Annotated in this window: 25 protein-coding genes; 19 read left to right on the top strand and 6 right to left on the bottom strand. The window is 68.0% G+C overall.

All coding sequences use genetic code 11. The features are described from left to right. Positions 1–15: 15 nt before the first annotated feature. The 9 genes from PIB44_RS15000 (at position 16) to PIB44_RS14960 (ending at position 9,349) form a co-directional block, all read left to right on the top strand. The gene (locus tag PIB44_RS15000) at positions 16–189 is read left to right on the top strand and encodes a Flp family type IVb pilin (RefSeq protein WP_278069979.1); all 174 of its coding nucleotides are present in this window, start codon (positions 16–18) and stop codon (positions 187–189) included. 129 nt (positions 190–318) lie between these two features. Continuing rightward, positions 319–831 carry an A24 family peptidase gene (locus PIB44_RS14995; protein WP_278069978.1) on the top strand — a complete coding sequence of 171 codons (513 nt, stop codon included), beginning with the start codon at positions 319–321 and terminating at the stop codon, positions 829–831. Positions 832–949: 118 nt separating this feature from the next. Continuing rightward, positions 950–1,897 (top strand): Flp pilus assembly protein CpaB, encoded by a 948-nt coding sequence (gene cpaB, locus PIB44_RS14990; RefSeq protein WP_278069977.1) that lies wholly within the window; start codon positions 950–952, stop codon positions 1,895–1,897. Positions 1,898–1,908: 11 nt separating this feature from the next. Further along, positions 1,909–3,633, top strand: a complete 1,725-nt coding sequence (locus PIB44_RS14985) for a type II and III secretion system protein family protein (protein WP_376787722.1) — start codon at positions 1,909–1,911, stop codon at positions 3,631–3,633. A gap of 5 nt (positions 3,634–3,638) precedes the next feature. Then, on the top strand, positions 3,639–4,328 hold the full coding sequence (locus PIB44_RS14980; RefSeq protein ID WP_278069975.1) for a CpaD family pilus assembly protein: 690 nt from the start codon (positions 3,639–3,641) through the stop codon (positions 4,326–4,328). Then, positions 4,325–5,776 carry a CpaE/TadZ family protein gene (locus tag PIB44_RS14975; RefSeq protein WP_278069974.1) on the top strand — a complete coding sequence of 484 codons (1,452 nt, stop codon included), beginning with the start codon at positions 4,325–4,327 and terminating at the stop codon, positions 5,774–5,776. The genes PIB44_RS14980 and PIB44_RS14975 overlap by 4 nt, the downstream gene beginning before the upstream one ends. Then, positions 5,777–7,351: a TadA family conjugal transfer-associated ATPase gene (locus PIB44_RS14970; RefSeq protein WP_278069973.1), complete on the top strand. Its 1,575-nt coding sequence runs from the start codon at positions 5,777–5,779 to the stop codon at positions 7,349–7,351. Between the two features lie 5 nt (positions 7,352–7,356). Next, positions 7,357–8,340, top strand: a complete 984-nt coding sequence (locus PIB44_RS14965; RefSeq protein ID WP_278069972.1) for a type II secretion system F family protein — start codon at positions 7,357–7,359, stop codon at positions 8,338–8,340. Positions 8,341–8,356: 16 nt separating this feature from the next. Next, on the top strand, positions 8,357–9,349 hold the full coding sequence (locus tag PIB44_RS14960) for a type II secretion system F family protein (RefSeq protein WP_025978044.1): 993 nt from the start codon (positions 8,357–8,359) through the stop codon (positions 9,347–9,349). 21 nt (positions 9,350–9,370) lie between these two features. Here the strand turns inward: PIB44_RS14960 and PIB44_RS14955 are convergent, their stop codons facing one another. Then, entirely contained in the window at positions 9,371–9,805 is a 435-nt protein-coding gene (locus PIB44_RS14955) for an SRPBCC domain-containing protein (protein ID WP_025978045.1), read from the bottom strand. Between the two features lie 129 nt (positions 9,806–9,934). Here PIB44_RS14955 and PIB44_RS14950 point away from each other — a divergent pair, with 129 nt between their 5' ends. From PIB44_RS14950 to uraH, 3 genes are all read left to right on the top strand, one after another. Beyond that, positions 9,935–10,276 (top strand): RidA family protein, encoded by a 342-nt coding sequence (locus PIB44_RS14950; protein ID WP_025978046.1) that lies wholly within the window; start codon positions 9,935–9,937, stop codon positions 10,274–10,276. 1 nt (position 10,277) lies between these two features. Further along, entirely contained in the window at positions 10,278–10,493 is a 216-nt protein-coding gene (locus PIB44_RS14945; RefSeq protein ID WP_025978047.1) for a hypothetical protein, read from the top strand. A gap of 99 nt (positions 10,494–10,592) precedes the next feature. Then, positions 10,593–10,994, top strand: a complete 402-nt coding sequence (uraH, locus tag PIB44_RS14940; RefSeq protein WP_278069971.1) for a hydroxyisourate hydrolase — start codon at positions 10,593–10,595, stop codon at positions 10,992–10,994. Between the two features lie 27 nt (positions 10,995–11,021). Here the strand turns inward: uraH and dapE are convergent, their stop codons facing one another. Continuing rightward, positions 11,022–12,209, bottom strand: coding sequence for a succinyl-diaminopimelate desuccinylase (gene dapE / locus PIB44_RS14935; protein ID WP_278069970.1), 1,188 nt, complete (start codon positions 12,207–12,209; stop codon positions 11,022–11,024). 188 nt (positions 12,210–12,397) lie between these two features. On the opposite strand from dapE, the gene PIB44_RS14930 reads away from it, so the two are divergent. Further along, entirely contained in the window at positions 12,398–13,606 is a 1,209-nt protein-coding gene (locus PIB44_RS14930) for an MFS transporter (RefSeq protein ID WP_446680385.1), read from the top strand. Between the two features lie 192 nt (positions 13,607–13,798). Here PIB44_RS14930 and PIB44_RS14925 read toward each other — a convergent pair whose 3' ends face one another. Beyond that, on the bottom strand, positions 13,799–14,836 hold the full coding sequence (locus PIB44_RS14925) for a 2'-deoxycytidine 5'-triphosphate deaminase (RefSeq protein WP_278069968.1): 1,038 nt from the start codon (positions 14,834–14,836) through the stop codon (positions 13,799–13,801). Between the two features lie 93 nt (positions 14,837–14,929). Here PIB44_RS14925 and apaG point away from each other — a divergent pair, with 93 nt between their 5' ends. Beyond that, complete coding sequence (apaG, locus tag PIB44_RS14920; RefSeq protein ID WP_025978052.1) at positions 14,930–15,337, top strand: Co2+/Mg2+ efflux facilitator ApaG/CorD; 408 nt, start codon at positions 14,930–14,932, stop codon at positions 15,335–15,337. Between the two features lie 440 nt (positions 15,338–15,777). On the opposite strand, the gene gcrA is transcribed toward apaG, so the two are convergent. Beyond that, a complete protein-coding gene (gene gcrA, locus PIB44_RS14915; protein WP_025978053.1) occupies positions 15,778–16,320 on the bottom strand; it encodes a cell cycle sigma 70 cofactor GcrA in 543 nt (180 codons plus the stop codon). Positions 16,321–16,555: 235 nt separating this feature from the next. On the opposite strand from gcrA, the gene PIB44_RS14910 reads away from it, so the two are divergent. From PIB44_RS14910 to argF, 4 genes are all read left to right on the top strand, one after another. Further along, positions 16,556–17,395, top strand: a complete 840-nt coding sequence (locus PIB44_RS14910) for an ABC transporter permease (RefSeq protein ID WP_278069967.1) — start codon at positions 16,556–16,558, stop codon at positions 17,393–17,395. Positions 17,396–17,451: 56 nt separating this feature from the next. Beyond that, positions 17,452–18,366, top strand: a complete 915-nt coding sequence (locus PIB44_RS14905; protein WP_278069966.1) for a M20/M25/M40 family metallo-hydrolase — start codon at positions 17,452–17,454, stop codon at positions 18,364–18,366. A gap of 135 nt (positions 18,367–18,501) precedes the next feature. After that, on the top strand, positions 18,502–19,677 hold the full coding sequence (locus PIB44_RS14900) for an aspartate aminotransferase family protein (protein ID WP_278071008.1): 1,176 nt from the start codon (positions 18,502–18,504) through the stop codon (positions 19,675–19,677). 154 nt (positions 19,678–19,831) lie between these two features. Further along, positions 19,832–20,749 carry an ornithine carbamoyltransferase gene (gene argF, locus PIB44_RS14895; RefSeq protein ID WP_376787721.1) on the top strand — a complete coding sequence of 306 codons (918 nt, stop codon included), beginning with the start codon at positions 19,832–19,834 and terminating at the stop codon, positions 20,747–20,749. A gap of 44 nt (positions 20,750–20,793) precedes the next feature. Here argF and PIB44_RS14890 read toward each other — a convergent pair whose 3' ends face one another. Beyond that, entirely contained in the window at positions 20,794–21,300 is a 507-nt protein-coding gene (locus PIB44_RS14890) for a pyridoxamine 5'-phosphate oxidase family protein (RefSeq protein ID WP_025978058.1), read from the bottom strand. A 60-nt stretch (positions 21,301–21,360) separates the two neighbouring features. Continuing rightward, positions 21,361–21,579, bottom strand: a complete 219-nt coding sequence (locus tag PIB44_RS14885; RefSeq protein WP_025978059.1) for a hypothetical protein — start codon at positions 21,577–21,579, stop codon at positions 21,361–21,363. 244 nt (positions 21,580–21,823) lie between these two features. On the opposite strand from PIB44_RS14885, the gene PIB44_RS14880 reads away from it, so the two are divergent. Next, positions 21,824–24,646 (top strand): SEL1-like repeat protein, encoded by a 2,823-nt coding sequence (locus tag PIB44_RS14880; RefSeq protein ID WP_278069964.1) that lies wholly within the window; start codon positions 21,824–21,826, stop codon positions 24,644–24,646. Positions 24,647–24,751 lie beyond the last annotated feature (105 nt).

Genomic DNA, 24,751 nt, shown 5'->3' with positions numbered 1-24,751 from the left:
AAAGGAAGACAACTCATGCGTAACTTCATCAATCGCTTCGCCAAAGACGAATCCGGCGCCACGGCCATCGAATACGGCCTGATCGCCGCCCTGATCTCTGTGGTCATCATTGGCGCGCTCGTCACCATCGGTCCGAAAGTCTCGGCCATGTTCAGCAAGGTCGACACTGAGTTGGACAAAGCCAAGTAAATCCTAACGGATTTTATCGAAACGGCCGGGGCGCAAGTCCCGGCCGTTTTTGTTTGCGCCTTCTGTCGATTGTCATCGTGTGTCTCGAAGCGAAACCGAGTTTTAAAGACTTGAGGGCAGGCTGATGGTATGGACCAACTCTCCCTCATCCTTCTCGCCGTCCTCCCCGTGCTCGCCGTCGTCGCGGCTCTGCATGACCTGACGACGATGAAGATTCCGAACTGGATTTCTATCGCGCTCGTCGTCGGCTTCTTTCCGGCGGCGCTGGCGCTGGGTCTGCCGCTTAGCGTGGTGGGCGTCTGCGCCGGGATGGCGCTGGCGGCCCTGTTCATCGGCGCAGGGATGTTCGCGCTGAACTGGATCGGCGGAGGCGACGCCAAGCTGCTGGCGGCGGCGACTCTGTGGATGGGGCTATCGGGTACGCTGCCTTTTCTGCTCTTCACCGGGCTGGCCGGCGGAGCCTTCTGCATGCTGCTGCTGACGGCGCGCAGTCGCCTGCCCGTCCTGGCCCAGACGGGACCGAGCTGGATGATGCGGCTGATGCAGCCCAAGGGCGACATTCCCTACGGCGTCGCCATCGCCATCGGGGCCCTGCTCGCGTATCCCGAAAGTCCGCTGATGGCCGCCTTCATCGCGGGCTGATCCGCGTTCGCCAAGGCCTGTCCCGCTTAGGGACGCGTTAACCTCGATCCGTCATCATTGTTAACGGCAGGGGGCGGCCCGCGCGCTATCGCGTCGTCGCGTCTGCCGGAGACCGTCGATGAAGCCCGCCAAGATCGCCGTCATCTGCATCGCCGCCCTGGCCGCTGTCGGCCTGGCGCTGGTGGTGCGCGCCATGGGTTCGTCCGGCGCAGAGCCGGCGACGGCCTCGGCCGCCGTCGAGGCGCGGCCGATGGCCAAGGTTCTGGTCGCCGCGCGCGATCTGGAGCCGGGCCGACGCCTGGCCGACGCGGACCTGAGCTGGAAGGACTGGCCGACCGAGGAGCTGAATCCGCTCTTCATCACCGACGGCTCGACCCCGCCGCCCGCCAAGTCCGAAGGCGCCGCCGCCGAGAACGCCGCCGTCGACGCCAAGGGCGAACCGAGCCGTGAGCAGGCGCGCGACCAGGCGGTCGAGCGCGCCCTGAAGGCCGCCGCTGAATTGAACGGTCCGGGCGCCAAGTCCGACTATATCGGCGCCGTGGTGCGCGAACCCATTCTGGCGGGCGAGCCGATCGTGGCGCGCAAGATCGTTCGCGCCGGGGACAGCGGCTATATGGCCGCCTATCTGGAGCCGGGCACGCGCGCCATGGCCATCCGCGTCAATGTCGAGACCGCCGCCGGGGGCTTCATCCTGCCCGGCGACCGGGTGGACGTGCTGATGACGCGCGAGATCAAGAACAACGACAGCGGCGCCGGGCCGCGCTTCACGACGGCGACGATCATGCGCAACATGAAGGTCCTGGCCATCGACCAGACCACCCGCGCCGCCGAGGACGAAAAGGCCGTCGTCGGCGCCACCGCCACCCTGGCCGTCAGCGAACGCGACGCCGAGCTTCTGGCCCTGGCGCGGTCCGAGGGGGATCTGTCGCTGGTGCTGCGCTCCTATGCCGATACGGCGGGACCGTCCGGCCACGTTCCGGGCGCGGTGCGGCGCGGCGGCGAGCGGACGGGCGCGGTGGTGAAGATCTATCGCGGCGGCGACGCGCAGGAAGTGCCGACGCCATGAGGATTTCGCGCATGAAACCTTTCGCCGTCGCCGCCAGCGTCGCTGTGCTCGCTCTGGGCGGGGCGGGCGCGCCGATGGATCAGGCGGGCGCCCAGACGACGCGCGCCGCCATCACGGCCGGCTCGGCGCCGCAGCTGGTCAACCTGCCGCGCGGGACCTCCTTTGCGGTCGACCTGCCGTCTGATGCGCGCGACGTCATCATCTCCAACCCGCGCGTCGCCGAGGCCATGCTGCATTCGCCGCGCCGCATCACGATGATCGGCCTGGAGGGGGGCGAGACGGACGCCGTGTTCCTGGATGGCTCCGGCCGCACCATTCTGGCGCTGCGCGTGCGGGTGGATGCCGGCGTCAGCGCCCTGCAGGACACGCTGAACCGCATCGCGCCCGGTTCGGATCTGCGCGCCGAAGCGGTCAACGACAGCATCATCCTGACCGGTCTGGCCGCCAGTCCGGCCGACGCCGACCGCGCCGCCCAGGTGGCCCGCGCCTTCGTCAGCGCGCCCGAGAAGGTCATGAACATGATCTCGGTCGCCGGTTCGGACCAGGTGACGCTGAAGGTCCGTGTCGTCGAGGTGCAGCGTAATGTGCTGAAGCAGCTTGGCGTTTCGACCGACATCCTGCGCGGCAATGGCATCCACTCATACGGTTTTGAGCGGGCTTCCAGCTTTGGCGTGAATGGGGTTCAGAGCGGCGGCGGCTCACTCTGTTATGGGCAGGCTGGCGGACGGACGACCGATTTCAATACGACAAACACCACGACCAGTCAGAACGGGGTCACTTCGGGGACGAATAACTCTGTCACTGGGAGTCTGAACAGTTCGGTGTCGAACGACATGGGATGGCGCGCGGAGTTCCCAACCGAGGTAACGGTCATCGACATCAACGGGAATCCCGTCACGGTAACGGGGGCGAGCCTTACGGAGTTGAGTCGCAAGGCTCAGGCGTCTCTTTCGGCTGTAAACACCGTTACCAACGGCTCTTCTTCGTCACTGTCAAACGTCGTCAGCAATGTCGCGTCTACAGCCTGGAAGACGATGACCGGAACCAATGCCAACGCTTGTCTGGAAGCATTTGAACGGGTCGGGCTCATTCGGACACTCGCGGAACCGAACCTGACGTCAGTGAACGGCGAGACCGCCAACTTCCTTGCGGGCGGCGAGTTTCCCGTCCCTACTGGCCGGGATCGTGATGGCCAGATCACAGTGCAATACAAACCTTATGGCGTCGGCCTGGCGTTCCGCCCGGTCGTGCTGTCCGAAGGGCGCATCAGCCTTCAGGTCAAGGTCGAGGTGTCGGAGCTGACGCCTAGCGGCGGGCTGACCATCGGCGCGGGAACGCCCTCGTCGATCACTCTGCCGGGCCTGTCGGTTCGACGCAGCGAGAACACCATCGAACTGCCGTCAGGCGGGTCGATGATGATTGCAGGCCTGTTGCAGGAAAGCACGCGCCAGACTGTCGATTCCCTGCCCGGCATGACCAATATCCCGGTGCTGGGGCAGTTGTTCCGCTCGCGCGACTATCTGATGGGCGAGACCGAACTGGTGGTTATCGTCGAGCCCTATGTCGTCACGCCGACGGCGCCGGGGCGGATGCAGACGCCGGCCGACGGCCTGCGCATCGCCCATGACGCCCAGACTATTTTCTTCGGCCAACTGAACCAGGTCTACGGCTCGCCCGCGCCGACCGCCCAGGCGGGCGCCGGATGGCGCGGCCCCGTCGGCTATGTGATCGAGTGAACGCCATGACCCGACCCTTCTCGCGACATCTCGCCCTGATCGCCCTGACGGCGGGCGGATTGGTCCTGTCGGCCTGCGTCGGCGGCCCGGCGAGCCTGGGCGGCGAGCCGCCGCTGACGCCCACGTCGCGCTACTCGCTCCAGGTCGAGCCGGGGCTGGAGCGCATCGCCCTGGCGGTGCATGAGACGGGCGTATCGGCCAATCAGCGCGCGGCCCTGGGCGATCTGGTCAACCGCTTCGCCATGGAGGGGGCGCCGGTCCTGGTCATCGAGGCTCCGTCCGGCGGCGACCCGGTGGCGGCCGAGGCGGCCTGGGGCGTCCGGGCGATCCTGCAACAGGCGGGGGTGCCGGAGGACCGCATCCAGGTCGCCGCCTATGTCGCGCCTGATCCGCGCGCGCCGGTGCTGGTCGGGTTCGAGACCGTTCGGGCGGTGGTGCCTCAGTGCGGGACGCAATGGGGCAATTTGGGCCGCAGCGGCGACAATCAGTCCGCCTCCAACTTCGGCTGCGCCGTCAACGCCAACCTGGCCGCCCAGATCGCCGACCCGCGCGACATCGTGGCGCCGCGCGGCATGACGCCGTCCGAGGCCGGGCGACGCGCGGTGGTGTTCGACGCCTATCGCAAGGGAACCGCGACCTCGGCGGCGCGCGAACCCCTGCTGTCGCAAATGCGCATCTCACAGGCCATTCAATGAGCAAGCTGGCCGATACCCATTCGAGCGGGTTCGACGCCCTGGACGGCTTTGATCTGGACGACGAGTTTCTGGATCTTGATGACGGTCGGCCGGGTCCGCCGCTGACGCCCCCGCCCGCCGCCGCGCCGATGTCCGCCCCTGCGGAAGCTGCGTTCGTCGAGGCGGCGCCGCCCGCCGTTGCGGCGCCTTCGACCCTCAGCCCGGTGAGCGGGGCGGTGGAAGTCGCCATTCCGCGCATCGCCGTTCATGTCTTCGCCGAGCGTCAGGATACGGCGGCCGCCGGCGAGCGCGCCGGTCAGGACCGCCGCATGGCCCGCGCCGCCACCCAGATCCGTCTGGGCGGGGTGCAGGCGGCCATCGAGGCCTATCAGCACGAGCCGACGCCGCCCCTGGTGATCGTCGAAAGCCTGAAGGACCCGCAGAGCCTGCTGGCCGAGATCGACCAACTGGCCCAGGTCTGCGATTCCGGCACCAAGGTCGTCATCATCGGCGCCGCCAACGACATCCTGCTGTATCGCGAACTGATGCGGCGCGGCGTCAGCGAATATCTGGTGGCGCCGATCCAGCCGTTGCAGCTGATCGCGGCGATCGGCGGCCTGTTCGCCGATCCGGCCCAGCCCTTCGTCGGCCGCACCATCGCCTTCGTCGGCGCGCGCGGCGGCGCCGGGGCCTCGGCCGTGGCGCACAACACCGCCTATGCGATGAGCGAGAGGATCGGCGTCAACACCGTCATCGTCGACTATGACCTGCCGTTCGGCACCGCCGGGCTGGACTTCAATCAGGACCCGCTGGGCGGGGTCGCCGACGCCCTGAAGCAACCGGAGCGTCTGGACGCCACCCTGCTGGACCGGATGACGGTGCGCTGCACCGACAAGCTGAGCCTGCTGGCGGCGCCCGCCACACTGGACGCCGACTGGGACTTCAGCCCCGACGTGTTCGAGGAAGTCACCGGCCGGATCCGCGCCACGGCGCCCTTCGTCGTGCTGGACCTGCCGCACCTGTGGTCGGGCTGGATGCGGCGGGCGCTGATTTCAGCGGACGAGGTGGTCCTGGTGGCGACGCCGGACCTGGCCTCGCTGCGCAACGCCAAGAACATGATCGACCTGATCAAACAGGGGCGGCCCAACGATGCGCCGCCGCGTCTGGTGCTGAACCAGGTCGGCCTGCCCGGACGGCCCGAGATCCCGGTCAAGGATTTCGGCGCGGCGCTGGGCGTGCATCCCAGCCTGATCATCCCCTTCGACGCTAAGGTGTTTGGCACGGCGGCCAACAATGGCCAGATGATCATCGACTCGGCGGCCAAGACCAAACCAGCTGAGGCGTTCGAGACCCTGGCCCAGATCGTGTCTCATCGCGAGCTTCCGGTTGCGGGGGGGCAGACGCGGGCCAAGGCTGCGGCGGGCGGTTCGTCGCTGTTCGCCGGTCTGTTCAGCCGGAAGCGGGCCTAGGTGTTCGGCAAGCGGACAGCTCCGGCGGCGGCTCAGACGGTCACGCGTCCGGCGGCCGCGCCTGACCCTGGCTTTGAGAAGGCTGCGCCCCGCCGTCCGACGTTGGAGCCGGTCGACGCCTTCTCGCCTGAGGAGCTGGACCCGCTGACGCCGACGACGCCCAAGCGTCCTGATCCTTTCGAACACGCGCTGGGACAGTCGGATCAGCCGCGTGCGGCTGCGGGCGGCGCAGGGCCGCGCGCCACCGCCGGTCTGGCTCAGTTGAAGAACGCCCAGGCGGTCGCCGAGATCGTTCGCGAGCAGAGCGACTATTACCACGCGACGAAGACGACCATCTTCAACGCCCTGATGAACACCATCGACCTGGCCCAGCTGGCGCAGCTGGATCAGAAGGCGGCGTCCGAGGAAATCCGCGACATCGTCTCGGAACTGGTGGCGATCAAGAACGTCTCCATGTCGGTGGCCGAGCAGGAGCATCTGGTCCAGGACATCCTGAACGATGTGCTGGGGTATGGCCCGCTGGAGCCGCTGCTGGCGCGCGACGACATCGCCGACATCATGGTCAATGGGGCAGGGCGCGTCTTCATCGAGGTCGGCGGCAAGGTGCAGCTGACTAACGTTCGTTTCCGCGACAACACCCAGCTGATGAACATCTGTCAGCGGATCGTGTCGCAGGTCGGTCGCCGCGTCGACGAAGCCAGCCCCATCTGCGACGCCCGCCTGCCCGACGGCAGCCGCGTCAACGTCATCGCCCCGCCCCTGGCCATCGACGGGCCGACGCTGACGATCCGGAAGTTCAAGAAGGACAAGCTGACGATGCGCAATCTGGTGGAGTTCGCCTCCATCAGTCCCGAGGGCGCGCGCGTCCTGGGCGTCATCGGCGCTTCGCGATGCAATCTGGTGATTTCGGGGGGCACGGGCTCGGGCAAGACCACCCTGCTGAACACCCTGACGGCCTTCATCGACCCGACCGAGCGCGTCATCACCTGCGAGGACGCCGCCGAACTGCAGCTGCAGCAGCCGCACGTCGTGCGTCTGGAGACCCGCCCGCCGAACCTGGAGGGCCAGGGCCAGATCACCATGCGCGACCTGGTCAAGAACTGCCTGCGGATGCGCCCCGAACGCATCATCGTCGGCGAGGTGCGCGGGCCCGAGGCCTTCGACCTGCTGCAGGCCATGAACACCGGCCACGACGGGTCGATGGGCACGCTGCACGCCAACAGCCCGCGCGAGGCGATCAGCCGTCTGGAATCCATGATCACCATGGGCGGCTACGGCCTGCCGTCCAAGACCATCCGCGAGATGATCGTCGGCTCGATCGACGTCATCGTTCAGGCCGCGCGCCTGCGCGACGGCAGCCGGCGCATCACCCACATCACCGAGGTGGTGGGGCTGGAAGGCGACGTCATCGTCACTCAGGACCTGTTCGTCTACGACATCACCGGCGAGGACGCGCACGGCAAGATCACCGGCCGCCACCGCTCGACCGGCATCGCCCGCCCGCGCTTCTGGGACCGCGCCCGCTACTACGGGCTTGAGCGCGAACTGGCCGAGGCCCTGGACGCGGCGGAGTAGGGCGGATGCTGCTTCCTGTGCTTGCGGCGGTTCTAGCCTTCATCACCATCGGCGGCGTCGGCTGGGTGCTGGTCGGCGGCGACGATTCCTCCGGCCAGGCGGTCAAGCGCGCCAAGGTTCTGGCGACCAGCCGCACCGAGTCGGTGGCGGCGGCCAAGCGGGCGGCTGTAGCCAATACGCCCGAGGCCCGACGCAAGCAGATCATGGTCCAGTTGCGCGAGGTCGATCGCCGCGAGCGCAAGGCGCGCATGACCACCAGCGCCAAGCTGAAGCAGGCGGGGCTTGAACTATCGCTGCGGACCTTTGTCGTCATCAGCGTAGTGATGGGGCTGATCGGCGCCCTTCTGGCCTTTGTCCTGGGGGGCAACATCCTCATCGTCCTGGGCGTCGGGATCGCCATGGGGCTGGGCCTGCCGCGCTGGGTCGTGAACATGAAGGCCAAGGCGCGGATGAAGAAGTTCTCCCTGGCCTTTCCCGACGCGGTCGACGTGCTGGTACGCGGCATCAAGACCGGCCTGCCCGTCCATGACTGTTTCAAGGTCATCGCCCGCGAAAGCCCTGAACCTCTGGCGGGCGAGTTCCGCCTGCTGGTCGAGGGGATGGGCGTGGGGCTGACGCTCGCCGACGCCCTGGACAAGATGTACATGCGGATGCCGACGCCGGAGCTGAAGTTCTTCGCCATCGTCATCGCCATTCAGCAGAAGTCCGGCGGCAACCTGGCGGAAGCACTGAGCAACCTGACCTCGGTGCTGCGCGCACGGCGGATGATGGGCGAGAAGATCAAGGCCATGTCGTCCGAAGCCGTGGCCTCGGCGGCCATCATCGGCTCCCTGCCGCCGGTGGTGATGATCATGGTGACCCTGACCAGCCCCAGCTACATGATGCTGCTGTTCACCGACGTGCGCGGCCATGTGATGCTGCTGGGCGCAGTGTTGTGGATGGCCACCGGCGTCTTCGTGATGAAGCGCATGATCAACTTCAAGTTCTGAGGAAGGGGCCAGGACCGTGAACGCCTTCATGCGCTTCATCACCGATCCGCAGAACCTGCTGAGCATCGGCGTGGGCGTGGCCGTTTTCGCCAGCGTCCTGACGCTGCTGTCGTCCTTCGTCGGCGGGGGGCCGCGGCTGGACAAGCGAATGAAGGCGGTGGCCGAACGCCGCGAGGAACTGCGCCGTCGTTCGCGTCAGGCCCTGCGCGGCGGCGGGGGCGAGACGGGCGGCGGGCTGCGTCGCACCGACGACAGTTTCCGCAGCCGGGTGGTGGCGCGGCTGAATCTGGTCAAGCTGCTGGAAGACCCTAAGGTTGCCGAAAACATGACCCAGGCCGGCTTTCGCGGGCCAAGGCCGCTGAACACCTTCTACTTCTTCCGCTTCGCCCTGCCGTTCATCCTGATGGCGTTGACGGCCTTCTACCTGTTCGTGGTGATCAAACCGGACCTGCCGGGCTTCACCCTGTTTTCCTTCGTGATTCTGGCGGCGGGCGTCGGCTTCTATGCGCCGAACATCTATCTGAAGAACATGATCGACAAGCGGCGTCAGTCGATCGTCGCGGCCTTCCCCGACTCGCTGGACCTGCTGCTGATTTGCGTCGAGTCGGGCATGTCCATCGAGGCGGCGATTCAGAAGGTCAGTCAGGAAGTCGGCGGCCAGTCGATCGAACTGGCCGAGGAGCTGTCCCTGCTGTCGGCGGAGCTGAGCTATCTGCCCGAGCGGCGCCTGGCCTATGAGGGCATGGCCAAGCGGACGCAGCATCCGGGCATCCGCGCGGTGGCGACAGCCATGACCCAGGCCGAGACCTACGGCACGCCTCTGGGCAGCGCCCTGCGGGTGATGGCCAAGGAAAACCGCGACCTGCGCCTAGCCGCCGCCGAGAAGAAGGCGGCGGCGCTTCCGGCCAAGCTGACCGTGCCGATGATCCTGTTCTTCCTGCCGGTGCTGTTCGTCGTCATCCTGGGGCCGGCGATCATCAACATCACCGATACGATCAAGGGCGGCTGACGGCTCTGCCGGGAGGCGACGTCAGCCCTGTTCGGCGATCTGTTTCAGCTTCTCGCTGATGGCCTCATAGGCCGGACGGATGCGGGCGCGATGCTTGTCGTGGAACAGTTCGGCCCGCAGCCCGGTGAAGACCATGCCGTGCGAGACGATGCAGGCGCCGCGATCCAGCTCCTCGATTTCATAGTAGCGCAGGGTGCGGAACAGAAAGCCGCGACGCTCGACCCAGACCAGCTGGGCGTTGGGCTCCCACTCGCCCAGATGCGCCTGCACCTGGCGCTCGCCCAGATCCGGCAGACGTTCGGTCAGGCTGATCGGCGCGCCATAGCCAAGGGCGCCCTGAACCTTGACCTCATGCGGATTCCAGCGCTCCCAGCCGCCGAAGTCCGTCAGCACGTCCCAGAGGCGTTCGGCCGTCGCGCGCACGCCGATGCGGTGTTCGATGCGGATCGTTTCCATGCGCTCCCTGTGACATGGGTTTTGCCGTTTAGGAAGACGGCGCGGCCCTGAGCTTCCAGTCGAAGCGGCGTTTGCCCTTGGAGCGCCGGCGCCGTCGCGTTAAGGCCGAAGGCGAAGCAAGGAGCCGTCATGATCACCCGCATCCAGCCCGAACGTCGCATGAGCCAAGCCGTGATCCACGGCGACACCATCTATCTGGCCGGTCAGGTCGGAGAACCGGGGCAGGACGTCGTCGCTCAGACGCGCACCGCCCTGGCGGAGGTCGACGCTCTTCTGGCTGAATGCGGGAGCAACAAGTCGAAGATCCTCTCGGCCCAGGTCTGGCTGGCCGACATCGCCGATTTCGCGGCCATGAACAGCGTGTGGGACGCCTGGGTCGACCCGATCAATCCGCCCGCGCGCGCCACTTGCGAGGCGAAACTGGCCACGCCCGCCTATCGGGTCGAGGTCATCGTCGTGGCGGCGCGCTGATATGGCGCGCGTCATCTCGAATGAGAGCGAGCTGGAGCGGTTCAGAGCGACCCGGGTCACCGCCCTGTACCGTCTCGACCTGATCGAGAAGGGGGCGCAACTGACCTATGAGGACGGCACGCCGGTCGACATGGCGTCCGAGGCGCAGCGCCTGAAGGATCAGGTCGCCGACATGGACCGGCGCATCGCCCGGCTGGAGGCGGCGGGCGAAGCCTGATCTTCACAGACTGACGAAATGTGGTGCGCGACCCATCCGTCGCCGTCTTTCGCGCGAATAAGGCCGCGCTACTGCATTTCACTTTCAGGAGATCGTTCGATGAACCTTCGCACCCTCGCCGTGGCGGCCGCCGCCTTGTCCGCCTGCGCCTTCCCCGCCGCCGCCGAGACCATCTCGACCCACGTGCTGGATCTGGCGCGCGGCGTCGGCGGCCGTGACGTCCCGGTTACCCTGCAAATCAAGTCGGCCGACGGCCAGTGGCGCGATCTGGCGACCAGCCGCACCGACGACAACGGCCGCGTCCGCTCGTTCGGCGACGCGATCAAGACCGAGGCGGCGACCTATCGCCTGGTGTTCGACATGTCGCGTTACGGCGAGCCGACGACGCCGCCCTTCTTCCCCGAGATCGACGTGGTCTTCCAGGTGGCCGATCCCAGCGTCCACTATCACGTGCCGGTGGTGGTCAGCCCTTACGGCTACAGCACCTATCGCGGCAACTAAGGCCGTGACCGTGTTCGGACGCCTCGGTCAGAGGCGTTCGAACACCGTGCGGATGACCGCCTGATAGGCGTCGGTCAGGGCGCGCAGCTCGGCTTCGGGCACGCGCTCGTCCACCTGGTGCATGGTCTGGCCGACCAGGCCCAGCTCCAGCACCGGGCACAGGGTGCGGATGAACCGCGCGTCCGAGGTGCCGCCGGTGGTCGAGGCCTCGGGGCGGCGGCCCAGCGTCGCCTCCACCGCATCCTGCACCGCCGTGACGAAGACGCCCGGCTCGGTCAGGAAGGCCTCGCCCGAGCACATGTGGGTCAGCTCGATGCGCAGGCCGGTCTCGGCCTGGACGGCGCCCGCCTCGCGGTTCAGCCAGTCGATCAGACCGTCGCCGGTGTGGGTCGGATTGAAGCGGATGTTGAGCCGCGCCTTGGCCTCGGCCGGGATGATGTTGCTCGCCGGATTGCCCACGTCGATGGTGGTGATCTCGAGGTTCGACGGCGGGAATTCGGGGTAGCCGTCGTCCAGGACGTGGGCGTCGAGGCGGGTCAGCAGCTTGGCCATCACCGGGGCCGGGTTGGCGGCGCGGTCGGGATAGGCGACGTGGCCCTGCTTGCCATGGACGGAGATCCAGGTGTTGAGCGAGCCGCGCCGCCCGACCTTGATCATGTCGCCCAGGTGATGGGCCGAGGAGGGCTCGCCGACCACGCAGGCGTCGATGACCTCGCCCTCGGCGGCCAGGGTCTCGACCACCCGCTTGGTGCCGTGCAGGGCGGGGCCTTCCTCGTCGCCGGTGATGAGGAAGGACAGGGAGCCGGGCACGTCGCCCTCGGCAAGCACCCGCGAGACGGCGGCGACCCAGGCGGCGATGCCGCCCTTCATGTCCACCGCGCCCCGGCCGTAGAGTACGCCGTCGCGGGTCTCGCCCTCGAAGGGGCCGGCGCTCCAGGCGGCCGGGTCGCCCGTCGGCACCACGTCGGTGTGGCCGGCGAAGCAGAGGTTGGGCGACGCCGCGCCGCGCCGGGCGTAGAGGTTCTCGATGCGGGCGTCGTGGCCGACCCCGGTCGGTCCCTCGAACACCATGCGGCGGCAGGCGAAGCCCAGGCCGGTCAGCGTCCGCTCCAGCACGTCCATGGCCCCTTCGTCGGCGGGGGTGACGGAGGGAATGCGGATCAGGTCGCGGGTCAGTTCGACAGGATCGATGACGGAATGTGATGCGGCGCTCATAGGCTCTATGCTTTAGGCATATCCCGCATCCGCGAGAAGGCCCGACGGCCGCGACAGCGCCCCTTGGTTGAAGACGCATCACGACCGTGACGACCGAAAGCATCGACACCGCCCCGACGGTTCCTCCTCAACCTCCGGCGCCGCCAGGCCCGCCCTCGCACGGCGACGGGCCGTCCAGTCCTTGGGGCATTCGCGACTTCCGCCTGCTGTGGCTGGGACGGCTGGTGGCGGTGCTGGGCATCCAGATCCAGTCGTCGGCCCTGCTGTGGCAGGTCTATGAGATCGCCCGGCGCGATCATCCGATCGAGGAGGCCAGCCTCTATCTGGGCCTGGTGGGGTTGTGCCAGTTCCTGCCGCTGCTGGCCTTCACCCTGCCGGCCGGAGCTATGGCGGATCGGCGCGACCGCAAGCATACCGTCACCCTGTCGATCATCGTCGAGGGGATGTGCGCGGGCGCCTTCCTGATGATGGCGCTGCACGGGTCGCCGCCGCTGTGGGGGCTGCTAGCGGTGGCCGCCGTGTTCGGCGCGGCGCGCGCCTTTTTGGCGCCGGCCAGCCAGGCCTTCCTGCCGATGGTAGTGGGGCGCAAGGCCCTGCCGCCCGCCATCGCCGCCCAGTCCATCGCTTTCCAGACCGGCGCCATTGCGGGGCCGGCGCTGGGCGGGGTCATCGTCGGCCTGAACGTGCCGCTGGCCTACGCCTCGGCGATGGCCCTGTTTCTGGCGGCAATCGCCTGCTTCCTGCTGATCCGCACCAGGGGCAAGCCGCAGGTCGATCCCTCCAAGCTGGGCCCGGTGCAGCAGGTCCGCGAAGGGCTGGCCTATGTTTGGAAGACCAAGATCGTGCTGGGCGCCATTTCGTTGGATCTGGTCGTGGTGCTGCTGGCGGGGGTGGCGCTGCTGACGCCGATCTTCGCGCGCGACATCCTGCATGTCGGGGCCATCGGCTTCGGCCTGCTGCGCGCCTCGTTCGGGGTCGGGGCGTTGATCATGGCGCTGTATCTCAGCCGCTTCCCTATCGTGCGCCACGGCGGGCGCTGGATGTTCGCAGCGGTGGCCGTGTTCGGGGTCTGCACCGTGGTGTTCGGCCTGTCCAAGAGCGTCTGGCTGTCAGGGGCTGTGCTGTTCTTGGGCGGGGCGGCGGACATGATCAGCGTCAACATCCGCCAGACCCTGATCCAACTGGCTACGCCCGATCACATGCGCGGGCGGGTGTCCTCGGTGTCCATGCTGTTCATCGGCGCGTCGAACGAACTGGGCGAGGCCTATTCCGGCGTGGCGGTGCGCCTGCTCGGCCCCATCGGGGCGGCGGTGGTCGGCGGCTTTGGGGCGCTGGCGGCGACCGGCGTCTGGGCCAAGGTCTTTCCGGATCTGAGGAAGGCGAACCGGCTGACCTGATGCGCTCAAGGTGATCCATCTCCCCCTGTGGGAGAAGGTGGCATGCGGAGCATGACGGATGAGGGGTGTCGACGCGGCGGCGGCTGTTCAGTCGATGAAAGAAAAGCGCCGCGATCGGCTGACCGCGGCGCTCACACCCCTCATCCGAGCGCCTTTGGCGCCCACCTTCTCCCCCAAGGGGAGAAGGGTGCATTACCCCCAGGGGCGGAAGTGCTTCGACAGCTTGAGCCCCTGGCTCTGATAGTGGCTGCCGCCCTCGCCGTAGAGGCGCGACGGCCGTTCGGTCAGCGGTTCATAGACCAGTCGGGCGACGATCTGACCGTGCTCCAGCAGGAAGGGGGTGTCGTGGGTGCGGACCTCCAGCACGCCCTTGGAGCCCGCGCCGTGCGCCTCGTCCGTGCCGAAGCCGGGGTCGAAGAAACCGGCGTAGTGGACGCGGAACTCGCCGACCGAGGGGTCGATCGGCGTCATTTCGGCGGCCTGATCGACGGGGATCTCCACGTCGTCCGACGAGGCCAGGATGTAGAACTCGCCCGGGTCCAGCAGCAGTTCGCCGCGACGCAGGGTCAGCGGCTCCCAGAAGTCGCGCGGATCATGGCCGTCGATGTGGTCCATGTTAATGACGCCCGCGTGGCGGCGGCCGCGATAGCCGACGACGCCGTGCTCGCCCGCACGCAGGTCGACGCCGACGCTGCGGGTCTCCAGCTTGGGTGGCTCGCCCGCCTTGAGGCGCAACTGGTTCAGACGCGTGCCCGGCTTGACCAGGATGGAGAAGGTCTGAGGCGCGATCTCGAGATACAGCGGGCCGTCGTAACCCTCTTCCACGTCGTCGAAGCTGCCGCCCTGATCGGTCAGCAGGCGCACGAAGACGTCGACGCGGCCGGTCGAGCTCTTCGGATTGGCGCGGGCGTTCAGGCCCTTGGGCAGGTGCAGACGCTCCTGCAGGCGGGCGATGTAGACGCAGCCCTTCTCCATCACATAGCCGCTGTCGGGCAGGTCGATGGCGTGCATGGCGACGTCGGCGATGCGTTCCTCGACCTTGCGCTGGCCGGGCAGGAAGGAGGCGCGCACGCGCCAGGCCTGATCCGACAGCCGCAGGTCCAGGCTGGCGGGCTGGACCTGATCGACGTCGAAGGGGGTGTCGGAGGCGATGGCGCCGATCGCGATCAGGGTCTCAATACCCTGGAAGGGAAGTATGCCGGGCTGGTCGGGAATCTGAAAGCTGGTCATGCCGTCCTGTTCTCACACGGATTTTCCCGTCTGTGTAGCTTGTCGGCGACGACAGACGCTTGAACCCCGCGCACGGCGGGCTGCATATAGCGCATGCACTCCGCTCCTGCCTACTCCGCCGAGACCGAAGGCGTCGTCGTTCGCGTCCGCCCCTCCTATCTGGCGGGCCAGTCGGACCCGGCCGAGGGACGCTGGGTCTGGGCCTATCAGGTCGAGATCGTCAATCTGAGCGGCGGCCCGGTGCAGCTTGTGGCTCGCCGCTGGACCATCACCGATGCGCTTGGCCGGGTCGAGGAGGTGCGCGGCCCCGGCGTGGTCGGGGAACAGCCGGTGATCGAGCCGGGGGACAGCTACGCCTATGCCTCGGGTTGTCCGCTGACGACGCCCTCGGGCTCGATGGTCGGCGCCTATTTCATGCAGGACGCAGAGGGGCGGATGTTCGAAGCCGCCATTCCCGCCTTCAGTCTGGACGTGCCCGATGCGCGAAGGGTGCTGAACTAACGGGGGAGCGGGCGTCGCATCGCTGCCGTTCTGCTCTTCCTTCCCACACGCCGTCATCCTCGAGCTTGACCCGAGGATCGGACGGCCCGCCTGCGCGACATAGGCGGGGCGGAGCGCGCCCGCCGCTCGATCCTCGGGTCAAGCCCGAGGATGACGGAGAAGAGGGAGGGGCTGAGCGGAGCGCGGCAAGGCCAAACAAAAACCCCTCGCCAGAGGCGAGGGGGATGGGACTGCGTCAACCCGGAGAACCGCAGTCCCGCCCCGGAACCCGCAGGAAACCGGCGGGGCGGACGGCGGCCCCACTAGGGGGCGTTCGTCTCGGCCGTGGGGCCGAACGGCGCCGACGCGGCGGCTGCTCAAGTAGCGAACCGCCGCGCGGTGAGCGGTAGCAGGCCTAAAAGCTCAAGCAGCGAGCGACCGCGTCGCGAGCGATAGCGAACTTAAATATACCTACGCAGGCTGCGGGCCAGGTCTGAGGAGGCGTCCTTGCTGGCGCTCTTGCGGACCTGGGGCTGGTAGGCGACGCGGGCGTGCTCGACGCAGTAGACGCCTTCCGAAGCGCGGCGGCCGCAGAAGCTGAAGTCGCTGGTCGACGGGTCGCCGATCGGCCATTTGCACATATGGGCGCCCAGGGTCAGCACGGTGGCGGTGCCGGGCAATTCCGGCGCGGGGGCCGGGGCCGGTGACTGCGGAGCGGCGGCGACGATCGGGCGCGGGGCGACGGCCTCAAGGCGGCGCGGAGCCGACGGCGCCTGCACCGGCGCGGCCGGGGCGGCGGCGCGCGGACGGGCGGGGCGGAAGGTGGTGCGCGCGGGCTGCGACGGGGCGGCCCGGCCCGACAGGCCCAGGCGGTGCACCTTGCCGATCACGGCGTTGCGGGTCACGCCGCCGCCCAAGGCCTTGGCGATCTGGCTCGCTGACTGGCCTTCCAGCCACAGCTTCTTGAGCGCGCCGACGCGGTCTTCGGTCCAACCTGGGTTCATGTCGTCCTCCTGCGGAGACGTCAGATTCAATATCTTGTGTCGGAGTCCGAATTTCGGCCCCTCATCACGCCTCTAATCGTAAATCACCTCTTAAAAGACGCAATATGTGGGAATTCACCTGTCCACAGAAACTATATGTAGTATGGTTAATGTCCCGATTTGAATCAGTTTCTTGGCCTTCATCCACAGGGCGGGCGCCTTGCGAAACGGCCTCGCCTGTCGCATCTGAGGCCGCATGACGCACCTGACCGCCGGTTCCGACGCCTCTTCCGCTGCTGCTGGCGGCCTGCCTCAGCCCCGCCGCTACGACGGGATCAACTGGGTGGGCTTGCGCACACTGTATCTCAAAGAGGTCCGCCGCTTCTGGAAGGTGGGAGCTCAGACCGTAGCGGCGCCGGTGGTGACGACCCTGCTTTACATGATGGTCTTCGTGGTGGCGCTGAAGGGCGCCCGGCCGCCGCTGCACGGCACGCCCTTCGCCGAGTTCGTGGCGCCGGGCCTGATCATGATGGCCATCCTTCAGAACGCCTTCGCCAACGCCTCGTCCAGCCTGATCCAGGCCAAGATCATGGGCACGGCGACCGACTTCCTGACCCCGCCGCTCAGCCCGCTGGAACTGACCATCGGCTTCACCCTGGGCGCGGCGACGCGCGGCGTGGCGGTCGGCCTGGTGACGGCCATCTGCGTCATGCCGTTTGCGAAGCTGGGCCTGGCCAACATCGCCCTGATCGTCTGGTTCGGCCTGATCGCTTCGCTGCTGATGGGCATGATGGGGGTGCTGGCGGGCCTGTGGTCCGAGAAGTTCGACCATCTGTCGGCGGTGCAGAACTTCGTGGTCATGCCGATGACCTTCCTGTCGGGCACCTTCTATCTGATCGACAGCCTGCCCGAGCCCTTCGCCAGCATCAGCAAGTTCAATCCCTTCTTCTACCTGATCGACGGCTTCCGGGCTGGATTCATCGGCCACGCGGAAGGAAGCCTGGTGGTTGGCGTGGTCATGAGCGCCGTGCTCACCGTCATCATGGGCGCGGCCTGCTGGCTGGTGTTCCGTTCGGGCTGGCGGCTGAAGAGCTGACGGCTTAATCAGGGCGTCGAGCGCGAGGCGAGGGGCTTCGCGAATGGGGCCTCGCCATGTCGTTTCATCTTCGCCTGAAAGCCGCAGTCAGCGGCGCCGTTCTGGCTGCCGTCTGCCTGACTGCGGCGCCGTCGCTCGCCCAGAACCGCGCCGCCGATCTGCGTGAACAGGTCGGCGCCTACGCCCAGCCGTCCAACGCCGAACGACTGCAAGTGCTGTTGCGCCAGCTTCGGGCCGAGGGCTTCGCGCCCACCGTCGAGACCTTCGACGGCGGCGGGCGGGGCGAGCCGATGCAGGGCTCCAACGTCGTCGTCACCCTGGGCGAGGGCGCGAAGGAAATCCTGCTGACCGCTCACTATGACGCGGTGAAGCTGCGGGACGGGACGATGGCGGATGGTCTGGTCGACAACGCCGGCTCGGTCGTCGCTGTGATCGAGGCGGCCAAGATCCTGCGCGAGGCGCCGCTGTCCCACCGCATCCGCATCATCTTCTTCGACCAGGAAGAGTTGGGCCTGATCGGCGCACGGAAGTGGATCGAGGCGCACGGTCTGGCCAACGTCGCCGCCGTGGTGAACTCCGATGTCGCCGCCTATGGCGACACGATGATGTACGGCCAGAACAACGGGCCGCAGTCGGCCTTCGTCACTCGCGCGGTGCAGGAGCTGTGCGCCGAACAGGCCCTGCAGTGCGTCGGCTTCCCCATCTATCCGCCGTCGGACGACCGGGCCTTCTCGGCGGCGGGCGCGCCGGTGGTCTCGCTGGGTTTCCAGGACGAGGTCGGCGCCCACCAGATGTGGCTGGCCTTCAACGGCGGAAAGACGAACGGCCTGGCCGAAGGCTTCGTCCCGCAGGTTTTCCGGCTGATCCACTCCAAGGACGACGCCATCGAGGCGGTCGAGGGCGAGGCGATCGATCTGGCCGGCCGGACCTACGCCGCCCTGATCCGCAAACTGGATGCGCAGCTGCGCTGAATTCGCATCGCGGGCGGTGTTGACTATGCGGAAATAGCGCCCGACAAGTTCCTCGCCCTTTTCCAAAAGCGGTCCCGTCGCTGACGCGCCGGGGCCGTCTCACTTTATGGAGTTTGCCAAGTGTCCGGTCATCTGATGGGTGTCTACAATCGCGCGCCGCTGGAAGTGGAGCGCGGCCAGGGCGTCCGCCTGTGGTCCGCTGACGGGACCGAGTACCTGGACTGCGTTTCGGGCATTTCGACCAATGCGCTGGGTCACGCCAACCCCAAGCTGGTCGCCGCGCTGAAAGCCCAGGCCGACAAGCTGTGGCACGTCTCCAACATCTTCAAGATTCCGGGCCAGGACGCCCTGGCCGACGACCTGTGCGCCAAGTCCTTCGCCGACGTGGTCTTCTTCACCAACTCGGGCACCGAAGCGGTCGAATGCGCGCTGAAGACGGCGCGCAAGTTCCACGTCGCCAACGGCCAGCCTGAGCGGATCGACATCTACGGCTTCGACGGCTCCTTCCACGGCCGCACCTACGGCGCGATCAACGCCGCCGCCAACCCCAGCTACACCGAGGGCTTCGGGCCCAAGATGGAAGGCTTCCATCAGCTGAAGTGGGGCGACCACGACGCCATCAAGGCCGCCATCGCCAGCCCGACCACCGCCGCCATCATCGTCGAGCCGGTGCAGGGCGAGGGCGGCTGCCGCGCCATGCCGGAACAGTGCCTGCGCGGCCTGCGCGAACTGTGCGACGCGCATGGCGTCCTGATCATCTTCGACGAGGTCCAGTGCGGCATGGGCCGGACCGGCAAGCTGTGGGCCCACGAATGGGCCGGCATGGCGCCGGACATCATGGCCATCGCCAAGGCCCTGGGCGGCGGCTTCCCCATCGGCGCCTGCCTGGCGACGGCTGAAGCGGCCAAGGGCATGACGGTCGGCGCCCACGGCTCGACCTTCGGCGGCAACCCGCTGGCGATGGCGGTCGGCAAGGCGGCTTTTGACGAGGTGTCGTCGGACGCCATCCTGAACAACGTCAACGAGGTCGCCGGCTATCTGAAGCAGCAGCTTCATGGTCTGGCCGAACGCTTCCCCGACGTGATCGTCGAGGTGCGCGGCAAGGGTCTGCTGCTGGGCGTCAAGCTGGTCCCGAACAACCGCGAGTTCATGGGCTGGGCGCGTGATGAGGCGAAGCTGCTGGTCGCCGGCGGCGGCGACAATCTGGTGCGCGTCCTGCCGCCGCTAAACATCACCCTCGAAGAAGCCCGCGAGGCGGTCGAGAAGTTCGAGAAGGCCTGCGAGTTCGCCCGCACCAAGGTCGCGGGCTAAACGCTTTTTCCTCTCCTTCATGGGGAGGGCGGCTGAGCCGAGAGGCGAGGCCGGGTGGGGACGCTTTATTTTACCTCCAGATTTCCGCAGGGCCGCCCCCACCCGGCCCCTGCGGGACCACCCTCCCCATGAAGGGGAGGGAGAAGGCTTGGTCATGGTTCGTCACTTCCTCGACATTCACCGTCTGGACGCGGCGACCCTGCGCGCCATCCTGGACGACGCCCACGCCCGCAAACGCGCCCGCAAGGGCTGGCCCCAGGGGCGGCCTGACGCCGACGCGCCCGGCAAGGACCGCGTCCTGGCCATGATCTTCGAGAAGAACTCGACGCGCACCCGTTTCAGCTTCGACGCGGCCATCCGCCAGCTGGGCGGCGCGTCCATCATCGCCACCGCGTCGGACATGCAGCTGGGCCGGGGCGAGCCGGTCGAGGACACCGCCCGCGTCCTGTCGCGCATGGTCGACGCCGTGATGATCCGCGCCAATGATCATGAGGACGTCGAGCGCTTCGCCCGCGTCTCGACGGTGCCGGTGGTCAACGGCCTGACCGACCGCAGCCACCCGTGCCAGATCCTGGCCGACCTGATGACGATCGAAGAGCATCGCGGCTCGATCGAGGGCAAGACGATCGCCTGGATCGGCGACGGCAACAACGTCTGCCACAGCTTCATGCACGCCGCGCCCAAGTTCGGCTTCCACCTGAACGTCGCCTGCCCGGCGGAATACCACCCGGACCTGCGCGATCTGGAAAAGGGCGGCGCTCACGTCACCCTGACCAGCGACCCGCGCGAGGCGGTCAAGGGCGCCGACGTCGTCGTCACCGACACCTGGGTGTCGATGGGCGACCAGGACTATGAGGCCCGGCTGGCGGCCTTCGAGCCCTACAGCGTCGACGCGGCCCTGATGGCCGAAGCCGCCGATGACGCCGTCTTCCTGCACTGCCTGCCGGCGCACCGGGGCGAAGAGGTCACGGACGCCGTCATCGACGGCCCGCAGTCGCTGATCTGGGACGAAGCCGAGAACCGCCTCCATGCGCAGAAGGCGGTCCTGGCCTGGTGTTTCGGAGCTTTTTAGAAAGCCCTGACGCGCTTCGCGCCGCTTGAGGGCGGGCGAGGGCGCTAGCTCAGGTTGACGTCGGCCACATCGCCGGCGTCGGGCGGGGTCTTGGTCAGGTTCGCCTTTGCGATTTCGAAGGCGAACTTCATCAGGCCGCCGTCGCTGACCCAGACGCGGCCGTCGCCGGCGTCGAAGCGCAGAAGCGTCAGTCGCGGATCGTCCTTCCCCTCAGGATACCAGGCCGCGAGCACCGGGTTCCAGTAGCGCTCGATGACCTCCCGGTCGCGCCCATGCACCGAAAGGGCGCCGTGGATGCAGGCCCAGACCTTCTGGTCCTTCGAGCCATAGCTGAACATGGCCGTTTGCCCCGGCGTCGCCGCATCCCGCGCCAGGTCCGTGTCGTCGCGGGTGAAGAACCAGATGGTCCCAGTTTCAGCTTCGCGGAAGGCGGTCATCGGCTGGCTGTGATAGCCGGGCCGGTCCAGCCCCAGCATGCCGGTGTTGCTGGATTTCAAGCTTTTCCAGAAAGCCTCTTCGGCCTGTGCCGGCGTCAGTTCCTTGTCGGTCACGCGGGTCTCCTGTTGTCCATGGGGAGACAGGAAAACCGCCCGCAGGCCAGAGCGTTCCCGCTAGAAAGCCGGCGCCGCCGGCAGGGGGCGTCCGCTCAGCTCGGCCATCAGGTGGATCAGCAGGTAGAAGGCCAAGGCGGCGGCCAGCAACATGATGAACCGCCACGGCATCATGCGCGGGCCGCGCGTGAGGTCTATCGGTCGCGCGCCGCGCCACCCGGCGAAGACGACGACCGCCAAGGAGGCGATCAGCAGGATCAGGGTGAGCGTGGCGTCCATGACCGCGGCAGTTGGGGCGCCCGAGGCTGGGATGCAAGCGTCCCGCCGCCCATGATCGGCAGCTTGGCCGTATTTCTTGATGCGCGGTTAATGTAAACGCGGCATTAACCATGCTGGGCGCATCAGCGCCGTGTCGGCTGCCGCGGGCGTCTCGTGACGAGGCGCCACATCTTGCGGTTAACGACACGTTTACACGCTCTATCTGGAAGGATACCGTTCGCGCCATGGGTCGGGAGGCGAATCAGTGACCGCAGCGGCGCCGTGGAGCGTGAAGGGCATCGATCCCAAGGCGCGCGAGATCGCCAAGGATCTGGCGCGTCGCTCGGGCATGACCCTGGGCGAGTGGCTGAATTCCATGATCATGGATGAGCCTGAAGAGGACGACAGCGTCGCCACCCTGCCGCGTCGGTCGCCCATCCCTGATCCCTATGATCGTCGCAGCCGTTCGCGCCGTCTGGACGACGTCTATGGCGAGGATGCGCACCGGCACGAAAGTCTGGGCAGAATGGGCGCCTCGCTGGAGGTGATCGCCGAGCGCCTGGAGGCGGCTGAGCGTCGTTCGACGCTGGCCATTCAGGGGATTGATCAGGCCGTCGTCGGGCTGGTGCGTCGGATGGAGGCGCAGGACGAGGCTGAGGCGGCCAAGGCGCGCCGCATCGACGACATCGCCGAGGAACTGCGCGAGGGCCACCGTCGCCTGCGCCGCCTGGAGCAGGACGCCGGAGCCGAGGCGCGCGACGGGCTGGACAAGCTGGATGCGGCCCTGACCGCCGTCTCCACCCGTCTTTATGAAATGGACGAGCGCCAGCGGGCGGGCGTCAGCGAACTGCGCGATCGGATCGAAGCGGTCGAGAAGGCGGCTGGGCCGGGCGCCGGAACAACTCTGCTGTCGCAAGTGGGCGTACGTCTGGACGACGCTCAGTCGCAGACCTCAGAAGCGCTCAAGGGATTGGAGCGGTCGTTCGCGGCCCTCGACCTGCGGATGCGCGACGCCGAGCGCCGCATCGAGCCGGACCACGCGCGCGAAGCCTCGCGCTTTGAAAAGCTGGCTGAGGCTCTCACCCGGCAGGTGGAATCCAGCCGCATCGAGATGATGCGCCGCCTGGACGCGGCCGAAACCGAAGGCCGCGTCGAGCGGATCGAGCGCGCCTTGGCCGCGATCGGCGAGCAGGCCCGCGCCGCCGAGCAGCGCTCGGTCGCCGCGGTCGAGGGCATGGGCCACGAGATCATGCGCATCGCCCGCAACCTGAACGGCCGGATGGAGAAGGTCGAGGCGGCGGGCGCAGGGGCGTCCGACGCGCGCGTGGCCGCGCTGGAACAGAAGCTGGAGCGCGATCTGGCTCGCCACGCCCAGGCGGTGGACCAGCGCTTGACTCAGGCCGACGATCAACACGCCCTGGCGCTGGAGCGGCTCGGCGGCGAGATCGCCCGGATCTCTGACAGGCTCGGCGAACGCATCGCCCAGTCCGAGCGTCGCTCGGCCCAGGCTCTGGACGACATCGGCCGCCGCCTGGCCGAAAGCACGGACAAGATGCATCAGCGCCATGAGCGCGCCTCGGGCGAGCTGGCCGAGCGGATGCGTCAGAGCGAGGAGCGCACGGCGCGCCTGCTGGCCGAGGCGCGCGACAGCATCGAGCAGCGCGCCGGCCGCACTGAACGTCGCGACGTTCCGCTGGAAAGCTCGGAGCCCGCCCCCTGGACCCCCGCTGAAAGTCCCAGCGGCGATTGGCGCGCGGCGGCTTTCGCCGACCCGGTCGAGCCCTGGTCGCAGGATCCGCTGGCGGGCGCTGTTCAGGCTGAGCCTTTCCCGACGCAGACGGAGCGCCATCCGGACGACGGCGTCTTCGCCGACCCGTTCGAGGCCGATTTCCTGGAGCCGCGGCAGGACGCGACGCCGTTTGGCCGCGCCCCGTCCGAACTGGCGGCGGACCCCGGCTCGATCCATGCGCCGGACTCTTTCGGCGGCGCCGACATCAGCGACATTCTGGCGGCGTTCGAAGACCCGGCGGCGGATGTCTTCGCCCGTCCCGAGACGGTTGCCGCGGCGGCGGCCGACCGCCCGTTGACGCTGGACGATGACGACGACGGCTTTGCGGCGGAACTGGAGTTCGTCGATCCCGCGCCGCGCGCGACGGCCGACGAGGGGCCGACGACGACCCGCGACGTGCTGGACGCGGCGCGCGCCGCGATGGCGCCCGAGGCCGCCGATGACGGCGCCCGCTCCGGCTTCGGCCTCAAGAAACGCGGCGGCAAGTCCAAGCTGCAGGAGCGTCTGGACAGGCAGGCGGGCCGCCAGGGCTCGACCATGCGCAAGGCGATCGGCGCCTCGGCCGTGGCGGCCCTGGTGGTCGGCGGCGGCTACGCCAGCCTGCAGGTGGCCGAAGGCGCGGGCCTGCGCTTCCCGGGCGTAAGCGCGCCCGGCGTTGCGGCGGGTTCGGCGGACGCAGAAGCTGGGCTGGATGCGCCCATCGCCGCCGTGGCGCTGGACGCTGCGCCGACCGACGCCGTGCCGTCGCCCGAGGCGGCGGCGACCGAGGGCGCGTCCCTGTTCGCGCGCGCCAGCCTGATGCTGAACAACGGCGACGAGGCCGGCGTCGAGCCGCTGACCCGCGCGGCCAATTTGGGCTATGCGCCGGCGCAGCTGCGTCTGGCCATGCTCTATCAGGAGGGTCAGGCGGGGCTGGCCGTCGATGACGCCGAGGCGCGCGCCTGGGCCCGTCGCGCGGCCGAGGGCGGCGACGCCAAGGCCATGCATCACTACGCCATGCAGCTGTATGACGGCGTCGGCGGGGCCAAGAACGGGCCGGACGCGCTGATCTGGCTGAAGAAGGCCGCCGAAGCCGGCCGCGTCGACAGCCAGTACAACGTGGCCAAGATGCTGGAGCAGGGCGATCAGGGCGTGGCCGCCAACCGCACCGAAGCCTTCAAATGGTACATGATCGCTGCCCGACGCGGCGATCAGCAGGCCCTGGCCTCGGTGCAGCGGCTGACGCCCGCCCTGTCGGCCGTCGAACGCCGCAAGGCGCGAGAGGCCGCCGACGCCTTCACCGCGCCGCCGCTGGCGTAGAGGCCGCGCGCAAACAGGCGCTGGCCGGGGGTGGCGGTTCGCCGCAGGGGCCGCTAAGACCGAAGATCTAGTCGCCTTTCCGGCGCCGATTGCCTGTCCTTCCAG

This window comes from Brevundimonas sanguinis, from assembly GCF_029636725.1.
Classification (GTDB): Bacteria; Pseudomonadota; Alphaproteobacteria; order Caulobacterales; family Caulobacteraceae; genus Brevundimonas; species Brevundimonas sanguinis.
The sequence above is the reverse complement of the archived record's forward strand: the minus strand, read 5'-3'. Positions and strand labels throughout refer to the sequence as shown.

Coding starts and splice junctions, on each gene's coding strand:
- PIB44_RS15000 (WP_278069979.1), top strand. CDS start 16: ATGCGTAACTTCATCAATCGCTTCGCCAAAGACGAATCCGGCGCCACG.
- PIB44_RS14995 (WP_278069978.1), top strand. CDS start 319: ATGGACCAACTCTCCCTCATCCTTCTCGCCGTCCTCCCCGTGCTCGCC.
- cpaB (WP_278069977.1), top strand. CDS start 950: ATGAAGCCCGCCAAGATCGCCGTCATCTGCATCGCCGCCCTGGCCGCT.
- PIB44_RS14985 (WP_376787722.1), top strand. CDS start 1,909: ATGAAACCTTTCGCCGTCGCCGCCAGCGTCGCTGTGCTCGCTCTGGGC.
- PIB44_RS14980 (WP_278069975.1), top strand. CDS start 3,639: ATGACCCGACCCTTCTCGCGACATCTCGCCCTGATCGCCCTGACGGCG.
- PIB44_RS14975 (WP_278069974.1), top strand. CDS start 4,325: ATGAGCAAGCTGGCCGATACCCATTCGAGCGGGTTCGACGCCCTGGAC.
- PIB44_RS14965 (WP_278069972.1), top strand. CDS start 7,357: ATGCTGCTTCCTGTGCTTGCGGCGGTTCTAGCCTTCATCACCATCGGC.
- PIB44_RS14955 (WP_025978045.1), bottom strand. CDS start 9,805: ATGGAAACGATCCGCATCGAACACCGCATCGGCGTGCGCGCGACGGCC.
- PIB44_RS14950 (WP_025978046.1), top strand. CDS start 9,935: ATGATCACCCGCATCCAGCCCGAACGTCGCATGAGCCAAGCCGTGATC.
- PIB44_RS14945 (WP_025978047.1), top strand. CDS start 10,278: ATGGCGCGCGTCATCTCGAATGAGAGCGAGCTGGAGCGGTTCAGAGCG.
- uraH (WP_278069971.1), top strand. CDS start 10,593: ATGAACCTTCGCACCCTCGCCGTGGCGGCCGCCGCCTTGTCCGCCTGC.
- dapE (WP_278069970.1), bottom strand. CDS start 12,209: ATGAGCGCCGCATCACATTCCGTCATCGATCCTGTCGAACTGACCCGC.
- PIB44_RS14925 (WP_278069968.1), bottom strand. CDS start 14,836: ATGACCAGCTTTCAGATTCCCGACCAGCCCGGCATACTTCCCTTCCAG.
- apaG (WP_025978052.1), top strand. CDS start 14,930: ATGCACTCCGCTCCTGCCTACTCCGCCGAGACCGAAGGCGTCGTCGTT.
- gcrA (WP_025978053.1), bottom strand. CDS start 16,320: ATGAACCCAGGTTGGACCGAAGACCGCGTCGGCGCGCTCAAGAAGCTG.
- PIB44_RS14910 (WP_278069967.1), top strand. CDS start 16,556: ATGACGCACCTGACCGCCGGTTCCGACGCCTCTTCCGCTGCTGCTGGC.
- PIB44_RS14905 (WP_278069966.1), top strand. CDS start 17,452: ATGTCGTTTCATCTTCGCCTGAAAGCCGCAGTCAGCGGCGCCGTTCTG.
- PIB44_RS14900 (WP_278071008.1), top strand. CDS start 18,502: ATGGGTGTCTACAATCGCGCGCCGCTGGAAGTGGAGCGCGGCCAGGGC.
- argF (WP_376787721.1), top strand. CDS start 19,832: ATGGTTCGTCACTTCCTCGACATTCACCGTCTGGACGCGGCGACCCTG.
- PIB44_RS14885 (WP_025978059.1), bottom strand. CDS start 21,579: ATGGACGCCACGCTCACCCTGATCCTGCTGATCGCCTCCTTGGCGGTC.